The sequence below is a fragment of the Micromonospora sp. NPDC003197 genome, from assembly GCF_053590565.1.
The window spans coordinates 174,168-186,471 of record NZ_JBSFTE010000011.1; the positions used below are offsets into that span (position 1 = coordinate 174,168).

Sequence of the window (12,304 nt, forward strand, 5' to 3'; positions counted from 1 at the left end):
CCGGACCCTGCATCACTCGGTCGAGTACACGACGGAGTCGATGTAGAGATTGACGGAACGGTTCGTATCGGTCTCGACGAAGAAGACAGGGTTGATGAGGTTGTCGATCGAGTGGTAGCCCGGCACGAGGGTGGGCGAGATTCCGCGCAGATCGAAGACCTTGTCCATGCTCTGCAGTTCGACGTACTCGCGCTTCTCGACGTCCACCGTCAGCCGCAGGTAGAGCCAGTTGATCTTGTCGGGGCTCTCGTTGTAGAGCAGGTCCTGCTCGCCCCCCGGCACCCACTGGTACCCGTCACCGGAGCCGTCGGCGAACCTCCGGCCGTACCACTGGTTGTCGATCCCGGGGACGCACCAGCCGTCGGCGACACCGAAGTTCCAGTCCTCCGGCGTCACATCCGGGCCCACCTGGTAGAACTGCCACTTCTTGACAAGCTCGCCACCGAGCGAGTTCACGTAGCGCACGCCCGGCATGTACCGGTACTCGGGATCCTGCACGTCGAAGAAGAAGCCAATCGCGCGGATGTCCTCCTCGCCCTTGCCCTCGCGGTCCTGTACGGGTGTGTACGAGTACCAGGCCTCGATCTGGATCAGGCTCGGGTTGCCGAAACTCGAGAGCCGCTTGATGGCGTGCCCCATCGAGCCCGGCGCCGGCGGTTCGGTGTGTGGCCGTCCGGTCGGCGCCGTCGTGAGCTTGAGGGAGTAGGTGCCCTCCATCGAGCCATGCGACGAGGCGAACCGCATCGCCCCTGAGCTGAGCTGGTTCGGTGCCCAACTCGAAAGGTCCACGACACTGGGGAACGACTCGTAGTTGTCGTAGACGTAGTTGGGCGTCAGATCCAACCAGCCGTTGAACCCGGTGTCGAAGTCGTCGTATGTGATGACGCGAGCGAGCGGGTTGAAGCGCTCGAGACCGCGGTCGTAGCTGAGGAATTTCTGCATCGAGAGGCTCCACGTTCAGGATCTGACTGCGGGACAGTTGGAGATTGCGGCCGTGGGCATGGGGACGGTCGCGGGTTTGCTCGTCCCCACGCCCACCGGCTCGGACTACTCGGTCAGGTAGACCGTGCTCCAGTCGTAGTTCTCCGTCGGCGTGAGGTTCAGGCCCTGCACCGTCTTCTTGGCCGCCACGTTGATGTTGTTCTCGAACAGCCCGATGCCGGGCACGTCCTCGGCCAGGATGTTGGCGATCTGCTGGTACAGCGGCTTGCGCTGCTCCAAGTCGGTCGTCTCGCGGGCCTTGGCCAGCAGCGCGTCCAGTTCCTGGTTGCAGTAGCCGAGGCGCTTCGCGTTGCACGGGTACAGGCGGTTCAGGGTGAAGTCCGCGTCGCCAGTGGTGGTCAGGTTCGAGTTCACGATCATGTCGAAGTCGCCGGGGCTGGCGATGTTCTTCAGGAAGGTTGCCTGGTCGTCCGACTTCGGGGCGACGGTGACGCCGATGGCCTTCCAGTCGGAGATCATCGCCGCGATGATCTGGTCGTAACCCGTGTTGGCGACGCTGTAGTCGATGGTGGTGCTGAACCCGTTCGGGTAGCCCGCCTCGGCAAGCAGCTTCTTCGCGTTCGCCGGGTCGTGCTTCGGGGCGTTCGTGGGCGGCACGCAGCCGAAGGCCGCGGACGGGCAGAGCGCGGTCATCGTGTCCGCCGTCTCGCCCAGGAGCGCCTTGACGATCTTCTCCAGGTCGAGCGCCTGCCACAGGGCCCTACGCACCTTGACGTCGTTGAACGGGGCGCGGCTGTTCTGGAACCACAGGAACGTGTACGTGTAGCTGGGGATCTGCGAGAAGGTGACGTCCGACATCTCTTGCACCGTCGGGATCTGGTCGTTGGTCACGCCGGCGACCACCTGCACCGAACCGTTGGACAGCGCCGTGATCCTGGCGTTCGTGTCGGTGACGACCTTGAACGTCAGCGTCTTGAGCTGCGCCTTGGTGCCCCAGTAGCTGTCGTTGCGGGTCAGCGTGATGTGGTCGTTCGCGACGAAGTCGCTGATGACGAACGGCCCGGTGCCGATCGGCTTGGCCCAGTAGCTGTCTTCACTGGCGTGCGCCTCCTGGCCGATGAAGATCATCGAGAGAACGCCCAGCAGCGTCCCGGTCGGAGCGCTGGTGCGAATGGTGAAGGTCGTCGGGTCGTCCGCGGTGTAGGACTTGACGACCGCCAACTGCGTGGCGAGCACCGACTTCATGGCGATGTAGCGGTCGAAGGTGGCCTTGACGTCGGCGGAGGTGAACGGCGTGCCGTCGCTGAAGGTCACCCCCGTACGGAGCTTGAACTGCAGCGTGGTCGGGTCCGTCCACGTCCAGGAACTCGCCAGCTTTGGCTGGGGCTGTGACTTGCTGTCAAGCGTCACCAGCGTGTCGAACACGTTGGTGCCCATCTGCATGCGGCAGTTGTCGAAGTTCTCGGTGGGGTCGAGGCTCGTGCATCCATAGTTCAGGACGTAGGTCAGATTCTGCTGTTCGTCCGGCAGTCGCACGCCGGACGTACCGTCGCCGCTACTGCCGCCGCTACTGCAGCCGGCGAGCGCCAAGGCGAGGGCGGTGGCCGCCGCAGCGATCCCCGCCAGTCCCTTACGGGAGCGCATCATTGCTTCTCCTTCGTAAATGTGCCTTTATTTCTGCCCGACCTAGGCTGCGGGTTCACCGGTGGGGTGACGGCCTTCGTCGGCCTGCTCCAGCCATGGGCGCACGACTGGCACGGCGGCCAGTAGTGCTTTGGTGTATTCGTGTCGGGGGTGTTCGAAGATCTCGCGCGCATTGCCCTGTTCCACCACGTGGCCGTGGTGCAGGACGAGTACGCGGTCGCAGAGGTGCTCGATGACGGACAGGTCGTGCGAGATGAAGAGGTAAGCCAGTCCGAGTTCTTCCTGCAGGTCGTCGAGCAGGTTCAGCACCTGTGCCTGGACGGAGACGTCGAGCGCGGAGACCGGCTCGTCGCAGATGATCACTTTGGGCCGCAGGGCGAGCGCTCGGGCGATCCCGATGCGCTGTCGCTGACCACCGGAGAACTGGTGGGGATAGCGATTCGAGTAGTCGGGGTTGAGGCCGACGCGATCCATCAGCTTCTTGACCTCGGCCGTCCACTGGTCGCGCGGCACGATGTCGCGGTGCACCCGCCAGCCCTCGGCGATCAGGTCGCGGACCGTCAGCCGAGGGTTCAGCGAGGCGTACGGGTCCTGGAAGACCATCTGCATATCGCGCCGGACGGACTTCAACTGCTTCCGGGAGTAGCCAGTGATGTTCCGCCCTTCGAACTCGATCACGCCATCGTCCGGCTTCACCAGGCCGATCACGGCGCGCGCGACCGTCGACTTGCCGGAACCTGACTCGCCGACGAGCCCGACCGTCTCGCCCGGGTTGATGTCGAAGGTCACGTCGCTGACGGCGACGTTCGCACCGATCTGACGCTGTAGCAGCGACGACCGGATCGGGTAGGCGACCTTCAGGTGCGCTACGCGCAGCAGCGGGGCGGACTCGGCCTCAGCCATGAGTCAGCACCTCCTCGGAAACGTGGCACGCGGCCTCGTGGCCGGCTGGCCACGTCGTCGGTGTGCGCAGTGCCGGTACCTGCTCCCGGCACAGGTCGGCCGCGAACGGGCACCGCGGGTTGAAGGCGCAACCGCTCGGCAGGTCCAGGAGATTCGGCGGCGATCCGACGACGGGCTTCAGCCGTCCCCCGATGCTCGACTGGCTCGGGATCGACTCGAGCAGCCCCTTCGTGTACGGGTGCGCCGGGTGGTCGTACATGTCCCGTACCGTGCCCGTCTCCACGATCCGACCGGCGTACATGATGGCCGCGCGAGTGGCCACGTCGGCGACCACTCCGAGGTCGTGGCTGATCAGGATCATCGCCATGCCGGTCTCTGCCTGGAGGTCGGCGAGGAGCGACAGGACCTGCTTCTGGACGGTGACGTCCAGCGCCGTCGTCGGCTCGTCCGCGATGAGCAGCTTCGGCCCGAGCGCGAGCGCCATCGCAATCATGATTCGTTGCCGCTGGCCCCCGGAGAACTGATGGGGGTAGTCGCGGATCCGGGTCTCGGCATCGGGGATGCCGACGCGTTTGAGAAGTTCCAGGCTCTTCGCCCAGGCCTCCCGGCGGCCCATCCCGAGGCGGCGCCGGAACGGCTCCGCTACCTGGGCACCCACGCGGAACACCGGGTTCAGCGAGCTCAGCGGGTCCTGAAAGATCATGGCGATCTCCGTGCCGCACAGCTCGCGCACTGCGGGGACGCGCTCGGCAGCCAAGTCGCGTCCGTTGTAGAGGATCTTGCCGCCGACGATCGAGCCAGCCGGCTTCGGCAGCAACGCCATGATCGACTGGGCGATGGTCGACTTGCCGCAGCCGGACTCGCCGAGGACGGCGAGTGTCTCGCCGGCCTGGACGTCGAAGCTGACGTTGTGAAGTGCGCGGGCCACCCCCGCCGCGGTGGAAAACTCCACCGTCAGGTCCTGCACGCTCAGCAGTGGCGCGTCCGTGAACGGGGCGGTGCCCGGTGGTGTCTTCGTCATCATGCGCTCCGCAGCCTGGGGTCGAACTTGTCACGCAGGGCGTCGCCGAGGATCCCGAAGGCCAGCATGAGGATGACCAGCACGATGCCGGGAAGGGTCGAGATCCACCAGGCGGTCGAGAGGTACTGCGTGCCGTTGTAGATGGTGCTGCCCAGGCTCGGGGTGCCGAGCGGCACGCCCACACCGAGGAACGACAGTGACGCCTCGGTGAGGATCACCTGGGCGAACTGGGTGGTCGCCACCACGATGACGGGTGCCATGCAGCCCGGCAGCAGCGTACGGAACATCAGGTGCCAGTTGCCGGCACCCAGAGTGCGCGCCGCCTCGACGTACTCCCGGTTCTTCAGCCCGAGGACCTGACTGCGGGCCACTCGGGCGAACACGACCCAGTTCGAGATCGACAACACCAGGATGATGTTCCCGACGCCCTGGCCGAGCACCGAGGCGACGAGGATCGCCAGCAGGATGGACGGGAACGCCAGCTGGATGTCGGCGATGCGCATGAGCAGCGCGTCGAGCCAGCCACCGAAGTGCCCGGCGAGCAACCCCAGCAGCACCCCGATGACGCCCGAGATGACGAGCGTCGCCACACCGACGAGGAGCGAGACACGAGCGCCGGCCATGATCTGCGCGAAGAGGTCCGAACCGATCTGGTCGGTGCCCAGGATCGCGGTGCCGCCCTCCGCCGTCACCGTCCCCGGCGGCTTCAGTCGGGACAGGAGGTCTGCCTGCAGAGGGTCGTACTGGTAGACGAGCGGAACCACGATGGCACCGACCACGATCAGGCCGATGACGACCAACGGCACGACGATGCGGACGGTGACGCCCCGGCGGGCCCGGCGGGCGCGCCGCATCGTCGAGTTGACGGCGGGGGCGGGTGCGGTGGCGGCGGGTGCGGTGGCGGTCACTTCGCGAGCCTCACTCGTGGGTCGAGGAACCCGTAGGTCAGGTCCACTACGAGGTTGATGAACACAAAGACGGCTGCGATCACGAGGACACAGGCCTGCGCGACGTTGTAGTCCCGCCCCTGGAGGGACTCGACAAGGAGCCTGCCGATCCCCGGAAACGTGAAGACGGTCTCGGTGACGGCTGCACCGCCGAGCAGCGTGCCGAACTGCAGGCCCACGATCGTGACGACGGGGATCGCGGCGTTCCGGATGGCATGCGGGAAGATCACGATCCGTTCCGACAGGCCCTTCGCCCGCGCTGTCTGGATGTAGCCCTCGCCCATCACCTCGAGCAGACCGTTGCGGATCATCCGGGTCAGCACCGAGACGAACGGCAGCGCCAGCACGATCGTGGGCAGGATCAGGTTCTTCCAGCTGTCGAGGCCGACGCTGGGCAGCCACTTCAGCTCCCGCGAGAAGACCAGCAGCAGTACGACGCCGATCCAGAAGTTGGGCAGCGCCTGGGTGAACAGCGACCCGGTGGTCACGGTCCGGTCGACCAGACCGTTCACGCGCAGCGAGGCCAGCAGCCCGAGGGGGAAGCTGAGTACCAGGGCGAGGGCGCAGGCCAGGACGGCGAGGAGGGCGGTGTTGGGCAGCACCTGCACGATCAGATCCATCGCCGGGACCCGCTGCTGGAACGAGTCGCCGAAGTCGCCGGTCACGGCGCCGCCGAGGAACTTCCCGTACTGCACGAGTATCGACTCGTCGAGCCCCAGTTTCTGGCGCAGCGCGGCGAGCTGCTCCGGGGAGGCGTCCGAGCCGGCGATAAGCAGGGCTGGGTCAGCCGGGACGAGCCGGACGATGACGAAGACCGCGGTGGCCACGCCCCAGAGCACGAAGACGGCGAGCCCCAGACGCCGGATCACGTAGCCGAGCACTACCCACCACCCCTTCCTCGAAATCCGGACTGATCCCGAAACCGCCGGACGTCCCTGACCCCGGGTCTCGTCGTCCGCGCAGCCTCGGTCGTCGCGACTGGACATGAGCGCTGGATTGACAACGGTGTCACGGCCGGAACAGTAGTCGGCCACCTGCCGCAGCAAAAGCGCTGATGCTGAACTGAGATATTGCCTTGGCTCGTGGACAGCACGCAGGGAGGCCCAGTCATGACAGCGATGTCAGAGCGCTTACCCTCTCCGGTTATGGATCGAATCCGGGACCGTCTGGTTGCCGTTGGGTGCCGCCGTCACGGTGTCCAACACGGAGACGGCGGCCAACCCCTATCTCCGGTGTGTCCCGAGATCACTACGTGGCGTCACGAGAATCTTGCCTACGCTGCCGTTGGCCGCAGCCGCGAAGGCCGCAGCGGCCTCCTCGACCGGGAAGACGGTGCTGACGATCTGTTCGCTGGGAAGTCCCCCGGCCACGGCGATCGCGATCGCGGTCTGCATGTCCGCCGCGGTGTAGTTGGCGCAGCCCTGGATGCGCATCTCCCAGTCCTGCACCTCCGGCAGTGGCACGCTTCCCGCACGGGGCGGCACACCTACGACGAGCAGCGTCCCCGCGCGCCGCAGCACGTCGAATGCCTGACGGATCGACACCTCCATGGCGACGCAGTCGAACACCACGTCCGCGTGCCCGCCGTCGTACGCCCGGCGGACCGCCGTGGCGAACTGCGGGTCGGCGGCGTCCACGGCCGCGTCGGCACCGAGCTTCAGCGCTCGCTCGCGCTTGGCGGGCTCGAGGTCGGTGACGACGATGGTGGCGGCACCCGCCGCACGGGCCGCGACCACACAGAGGATCCCCACCGTGCCGGCACCGAGAACGACGACGTTCGCGCCGTGCAGGTCACCGGCGATCCGGGCCGCGTGCACGGGCGTGGCGAGACACTCGACCAGCGCGGCGTCGAGGTCCGAGACCTCGTCGGGCACCGGGATGATGTTGCGCGCCGGGGCGACGACGTAGGCGGCCATGCCACCGGCGAGCTTGCCCGAGGAGTCACACCCGATCCAGGCAAGCTGCTGGCAGGCGTTGATGCGGCCGGCCCGGCAGTTGACACACTCGCCGCACTCGACGTTCGGCCTGACGACGACCCGCTTGCCGACAAGGGAGGGGTCAGCACCCGCGCCGACGCAGTCAACGACGCCGCACAGCTCATGCCCGGGCAGGTAGGGCGGGCGCAGGAACGGGTGATGACCTGCGATGGCGTGCGTGTCCGAGCCGCAGATGCCCGCATAGGTCACCGCCACTCGCACCTGGTCTGGTCCGACGTCCGGGACAGGCGAGTCGACGACCGTCACGTCGTTCAGCCCCGCCACCCGCACCTGACGCATCGTCGCGCTCGTTCCCACCGCTCCACCTTCGGTCCCTCGCACTACCAGGGCTTTCGACCCTGGTCCCGTTCCTTTCTCGGGCTGGGCACTACTCTCCGGCGGACGGGCCGGCCAGGGTATGACCTCGCAAACCGAGTTCTGATACTTTCTTGCGGGCCGCAACGGCTGGATCGAGGTCGTCGTGCCAGATGAGACCAGGACATCGGATGGAATAGGCCAAATGTCCGAAAATAGCACCGCAACCATCGCCAAGGCGAAGCTTCGCCGTCCCGCCTCCCGCGAAGTGATCACGCTGGACGGCACCTCGTCGTTCCGGTTCTACGTGCACGACGAGCCCCACCCGTTCGCCTCGTGGAACTACCACCCCGAGTACGAGGTGCATCTGATCCTCAGGTCATCGGGCCGCTTCATCCTCGGCGACGCCATCGGGTCCTACGATCCCGGTCAGCTCATGCTGATCGGGCCGAATCTGCCGCACTCCTGGATCGCCGACCGGGAACCCGACGAGCACCTGACGGACGCCCACGCCGTACTCCACTTCACCGACGGCTGGATAAGGGCATGCCAGGCCGCGATGCCAGAGCTGCGGGTGCTCGACTCTCTCCTGCGGCGATCCGGCCGGGGAATTGAGTTCCACGGCGCGGCCCGCACCCGCGCCACGGACGCTCTCCTCGCGATCCGAGACGCCGCCGAGGGCGCGGAGCGTGTTGTCCGGGCCCTGGACCTCCTACGAATCCTCGCCGAGGCGTCCCTTGAGGACGCGACGCCCGTCGTACGAGCCTGGGTGCCCCAGTTCGACGACGGAGGTCCTTCCGAACCCATGAGCCGCGCAATCGACTACATATTCGAGAACCTCGCCACCGGCGTGCGACTCCACGACGCCGCCAGGATCGCAACGATGAGCGACTCGGCGTTCTCTCGGTACTTCAAGGCGCGCAGCGGCCAGAAGTTCACCGACATGGTGCGCCAGTTGCGTCTGACACAGGCCTGCCATCTGCTGAAGAGCACCGACAAGCCGATCACCACGATTGCGACGACCGTCGGCTACGCCAATCTTTCCAACTTCAACCGGCAGTTCCTCCGGACCTACGGCAAGACGCCACGTCAGCAAAGAGCGGAGTCACATTGACATCCTCCGCCGCCCTGACGGGCGGGGATTCCCTTGGTCGCCCTTGGGTTTTCCTGCTTCGACACCGACTGCCTCATCCGGGCATCCGCCCGTCGGGGTCTCACACCGGCTCCACAGGCGGTAACGGAGAGCCCCTCCGCCAGAATGTTACGGGCCGCGTTGACATCCCGATCATGGACACTGCCGCATCGGCAGGTCCACGACCGCACGTCCAGCGGCATCCGCTCAACAAGCGCACCACACGTCGAACACAGTTTCGACGACGGGAACCATCGGTCCACCACGACCAGGTTCCGGCCGTACCAGTCGGCTTTGTATTCGAGCAGAGTGCGAAACTGCCGCCAGGCCGCATCGCTGATCGCCCTGGCAACGGCGTGGTTTCTGACCATGTTTCGCACAATCAGGTCCTCGATCACGATCGTTTGGTTCTCACGAACGAGCCGAGTAGTCAGTTTGTGCAGGTGATCCCGCCTGCGGTCGGTGATCCGGGCGTGAACACGGGCCACCTTCAGCCGGGCCTTGGCCCGGTTGATCGACCCTTTCTGCTTGCGGGCGAGCCGACGCTGGGCGCGGGCGAGCCGGCCACGGTCGGCACGTTCATGGCGCGGGTTGGTAATCTTCTCCCCGGTGGAGAGGGTGAGCAGGCTGTCAAGCCCGACGTCGATCCCGACCTGGCCGGCGGCGGCCGTCTGGGCGATCACGTCGTCGCACAGCAGGGACACGAACCAGCGTCCAGCAGCGTCCTGCGACACCGTCACGGTCGACGGCGATACCCCCTCGGGCAACGGCCGCGACCACACGATGTCCAACGGTTCGGCCATCTTCGCCAGGATCAGCCGCCCGTCGCTGTAGCGGAAGCCGCTCGTGGTGTACTCCGCCGACTTGCGGGACTTCTTCCTGGACTTGAAGCTCGGGTACCGGGCGCGTTTGGCGAAGAAGTTGGTGAACGCGGCCTGCAGGTGCCGCAGAACCTGCTGCAACGGCACGCAGGAGACCTCGTTGAGAAACGCCAACTCATCGGTCTTCTTCCACGTGGTGAGCATCGCACTGGTGGCGTTGTAGTTGATCCGTTCCTGCCGCAGGGTCCATGCCTCGGTGCGGGCCTGCAACGCCATGTTGTAGACCTTCCGGACACAACCGAACGTACGCGACAGCTCTACTGCCTGCGCCCCGGTCGGGTAGAAGCGGCACTTGAACGCCCGCTTCACAGTTCTGGATATCACTCACACGCTACCGCGCATACCGGTGAACCTCGCGGTGACATGCGGGCAGACGCTGATCCGCCTTGGCGGCGGATCGGCTATCCCTGCCCTGCACCGCAGGATTTCCGTTTCCTTTCCGGCCTGAAGGCCGGAGTATCCACGGAAGGAATCCGATGACAGCAGACCCGAGGGTGAACGACTGGCTGACGAGGAAACGGCTCGCAAGCGCTGCGCTCGAGTTGCCGCCAGTCATGGCCGTCCCGCACGCGGCCGACCCACTCGAGCACGGTGGCGCGGACGCGCTGATCGGAGACCTGCGGTGATGCCGTACGCGGTGGTTCTGGGTGAGGCGCTGGTCGATCTCTTCGAGGTCGAGGTTGCCGGCGAGCGGGTCTTCCGGCCGATGGTCGGCGGCGGGCCCCTCAATGTGGCCTGCGGGATCGCGCGGCTCGGAGCCGAGGCCAGGTTCGTCGGTTCGCTCGGCTCCGACGCGTTCGGCGACCGGATCCGTGCCCTGCTCACCGAGCAGGGCGTCGACCACAGCGGCTGCGTCAGCGTCGACGTGCCGACCACGCTCGCGGTGACGAGCCTGCACGGGGCGGAGCCGGAGTTCGCCTTCTACGGCAACCCGCCCTCGTACGGGTTGCTCGACCCGGTGGACCTCGACGTGATCGCCGGGGCCGGGACGCTCTACTGCGGGTCGATCGCCCTGCTGGAGCCGACGACCCTGGCCGCGACGAAGGCCGCGTGGGCGACCCCGGGTCCGTTGCGCACCATTGACCCGAACGTACGGCCCGACCTGCTCGACGACCCCGCGGCGCTGCGGGCGACCATCGAGTGGTTCGCGTCCACCGCCGACCTCGTGAAGCTCAGCGAACCGGACGCGCGGCTGCTCTTCGACCTCGACGCCACCGCTGCGGCGAAGCACCTGCTCAGCCTCGGCGCGGGAGCCGTGGTGGTGACCCTCGGTGCGCGGGGCGCGCTCGGTTTCGTCGCCGACGCCGAGTTCTTCGTCACTCCCCCGCCCGTCCACGCGATCGATGCCACCGGTGCTGGAGACGCGACCATGGCCGCGCTGAACTTCGCCCTGCTTACCGGTGGCCTTCCCACCACCGAGGAGCAGTGGCGCAGCGTCGTCGCGTTCGCCGTCCGCGCGGGCTCGCTCGCCTGCGAAACCAGGGGCGGGGCCACGGCGATGCCGCCCCTGTCCCGGCTACGGGAACCCGCTGCGGCGTAGCCACGCCCACTCATCCCTGCGCGGCGGAGCTGGGACGAAGCCCGCGTTCGCCGCGCGCAAGCTGAAGGGTCTCGCGGCAGTCGTCAGAGTGGCCAGTGGTCAGAGTGGCCCGCGAGGACAGGGGCCTGAGCCGGAGTGAACTGGCTGAGCGCTCGCGTTCTCGCGGGACCACCTGGTCGACGCGGCGGTGGTGAGACCGCCGTCAGGTCGTCGACGGCCCCCGCTGGGGGATCGGCTGACCACAAAGTCGCACCTGTGCCGGTCAAGGGCCGCGGTCGGGTACCGGTCAAACGGATCATGCATGGCCGGGCCGTGAATACGAAACGGGAGCGACTCCAGCCTCCACCACGGGCAACCCCGATCATCGAAGAGGACCTCTTCGATCAGAAGATGCCCACACAGCCGGCATGTACCGGGGTCGCCCCTAGCCCGCCCTCCGACGGCTACTCACCGGCAACAGGATCGGGACGCCCGATCCGCACCCGCCAGGTACTCGGCCCCGACTCCAGGTAGTCCCAGCTGAACTGACCTGCGTGCTCGGCCGCGAACTGGTGGTGCAGCGGCTTCGGGTCATGATCGTTGACGAGCACGAACGTCTCCCCCGCAGCCAGTGCAGCGTAGGTGCTGAAGATCAGGTCGTGGCGCCGGGCGGGAGCCTCGGTGCGGACGTCGATCTGTCGGTCCTCAGTGGCCTTGGCGGATCTCCTCGATGCTGTCCGGAGCCGTCGACCCCTGGACGGACCCCGACGGTGCGGCCCACTAGCCGACACCCACCCCTTTTATACGACAGAACATTGTGAAAACAAATCGGCGGGCCAGTGGTGCAGCCTCCAGCTCCAGCCCTCCCCCTTCATCCGCGTGCTCCGGCCGCCCCGCGAGGCGTCCCAGCCCGCGCACGGCGACTCTCCGCCGACCTCAGTCGACCGTCCAGAATGCGAGTTTTAACAACTCAGTTTGTTATTACTACAAATCGTCGTACTCTACGGCCGCCCACTGAAACTCG

At 66.7% G+C, this 12,304-nt stretch carries 11 protein-coding genes; 2 read left to right on the forward strand and 9 right to left on the reverse strand.

The features are described from left to right. Positions 1-12: 12 nt before the first annotated feature. From ACWDV4_RS15005 to ACWDV4_RS15035, 7 genes are all read right to left on the reverse strand, one after another. Positions 13-942 carry a DUF6772 family protein gene (locus ACWDV4_RS15005; RefSeq protein WP_449978610.1) on the reverse strand — a complete coding sequence of 310 codons (930 nt, stop codon included), beginning with the start codon at positions 940-942 and terminating at the stop codon, positions 13-15. Positions 943-1,047: 105 nt separating this feature from the next. Next, positions 1,048-2,589 (reverse strand): ABC transporter substrate-binding protein, encoded by a 1,542-nt coding sequence (locus ACWDV4_RS15010; protein ID WP_449978613.1) that lies wholly within the window; start codon positions 2,587-2,589, stop codon positions 1,048-1,050. A gap of 39 nt (positions 2,590-2,628) precedes the next feature. Next, positions 2,629-3,489 carry an ABC transporter ATP-binding protein gene (locus tag ACWDV4_RS15015; protein ID WP_449978616.1) on the reverse strand — a complete coding sequence of 287 codons (861 nt, stop codon included), beginning with the start codon at positions 3,487-3,489 and terminating at the stop codon, positions 2,629-2,631. Continuing rightward, positions 3,482-4,510, reverse strand: a complete 1,029-nt coding sequence (locus tag ACWDV4_RS15020) for an ABC transporter ATP-binding protein (protein ID WP_449978618.1) — start codon at positions 4,508-4,510, stop codon at positions 3,482-3,484. Before ACWDV4_RS15020 ends, ACWDV4_RS15015 begins: the two co-directional genes overlap by 8 nt. After that, positions 4,510-5,418 carry an ABC transporter permease gene (locus ACWDV4_RS15025; RefSeq protein ID WP_449978620.1) on the reverse strand — a complete coding sequence of 303 codons (909 nt, stop codon included), beginning with the start codon at positions 5,416-5,418 and terminating at the stop codon, positions 4,510-4,512. Before ACWDV4_RS15025 ends, ACWDV4_RS15020 begins: the two co-directional genes overlap by 1 nt. Beyond that, entirely contained in the window at positions 5,415-6,338 is a 924-nt protein-coding gene (locus ACWDV4_RS15030) for an ABC transporter permease (protein ID WP_449978622.1), read from the reverse strand. The genes ACWDV4_RS15025 and ACWDV4_RS15030 overlap by 4 nt, the downstream gene beginning before the upstream one ends. Before the next feature lie 342 nt (positions 6,339-6,680). Further along, positions 6,681-7,751 (reverse strand): zinc-dependent alcohol dehydrogenase, encoded by a 1,071-nt coding sequence (locus ACWDV4_RS15035; protein ID WP_449978624.1) that lies wholly within the window; start codon positions 7,749-7,751, stop codon positions 6,681-6,683. A 202-nt stretch (positions 7,752-7,953) separates the two neighbouring features. Between ACWDV4_RS15035 and ACWDV4_RS15040 the strand changes: the two genes are divergently transcribed. Then, on the forward strand, positions 7,954-8,862 hold the full coding sequence (locus tag ACWDV4_RS15040) for an AraC family transcriptional regulator (RefSeq protein ID WP_449978627.1): 909 nt from the start codon (positions 7,954-7,956) through the stop codon (positions 8,860-8,862). On the opposite strand, the gene ACWDV4_RS15045 is transcribed toward ACWDV4_RS15040, so the two are convergent. Further along, complete coding sequence (locus ACWDV4_RS15045) at positions 8,838-10,085, reverse strand: RNA-guided endonuclease InsQ/TnpB family protein (protein ID WP_449978630.1); 1,248 nt, start codon at positions 10,083-10,085, stop codon at positions 8,838-8,840. The two genes, ACWDV4_RS15040 and ACWDV4_RS15045, sit on opposite strands and share 25 nt — an antisense overlap. Before the next feature lie 301 nt (positions 10,086-10,386). Here ACWDV4_RS15045 and ACWDV4_RS15050 point away from each other — a divergent pair, with 301 nt between their 5' ends. Further along, positions 10,387-11,301 (forward strand): carbohydrate kinase family protein, encoded by a 915-nt coding sequence (locus ACWDV4_RS15050; protein ID WP_449978714.1) that lies wholly within the window; start codon positions 10,387-10,389, stop codon positions 11,299-11,301. Positions 11,302-11,744: 443 nt separating this feature from the next. Here ACWDV4_RS15050 and ACWDV4_RS15055 read toward each other — a convergent pair whose 3' ends face one another. Beyond that, positions 11,745-12,071, reverse strand: a complete 327-nt coding sequence (locus ACWDV4_RS15055) for a DUF2249 domain-containing protein (RefSeq protein WP_449978632.1) — start codon at positions 12,069-12,071, stop codon at positions 11,745-11,747. Positions 12,072-12,304 lie beyond the last annotated feature (233 nt).

What these genes read in the sequence shown, in the direction of transcription:
- ACWDV4_RS15005 (WP_449978610.1), bottom strand. Translation starts at nt 942, where the DNA reads ATGCAGAAATTCCTCAGCTACGACCGCGGTCTCGAGCGCTTCAACCCG.
- ACWDV4_RS15020 (WP_449978618.1), bottom strand. Translation starts at nt 4,510, where the DNA reads ATGACGAAGACACCACCGGGCACCGCCCCGTTCACGGACGCGCCACTG.
- ACWDV4_RS15050 (WP_449978714.1), top strand. Translation starts at nt 10,387, where the DNA reads ATGCCGTACGCGGTGGTTCTGGGTGAGGCGCTGGTCGATCTCTTCGAG.
- ACWDV4_RS15010 (WP_449978613.1), bottom strand. Translation starts at nt 2,589, where the DNA reads ATGATGCGCTCCCGTAAGGGACTGGCGGGGATCGCTGCGGCGGCCACC.
- ACWDV4_RS15040 (WP_449978627.1), top strand. Translation starts at nt 7,954, where the DNA reads ATGTCCGAAAATAGCACCGCAACCATCGCCAAGGCGAAGCTTCGCCGT.
- ACWDV4_RS15015 (WP_449978616.1), bottom strand. Translation starts at nt 3,489, where the DNA reads ATGGCTGAGGCCGAGTCCGCCCCGCTGCTGCGCGTAGCGCACCTGAAG.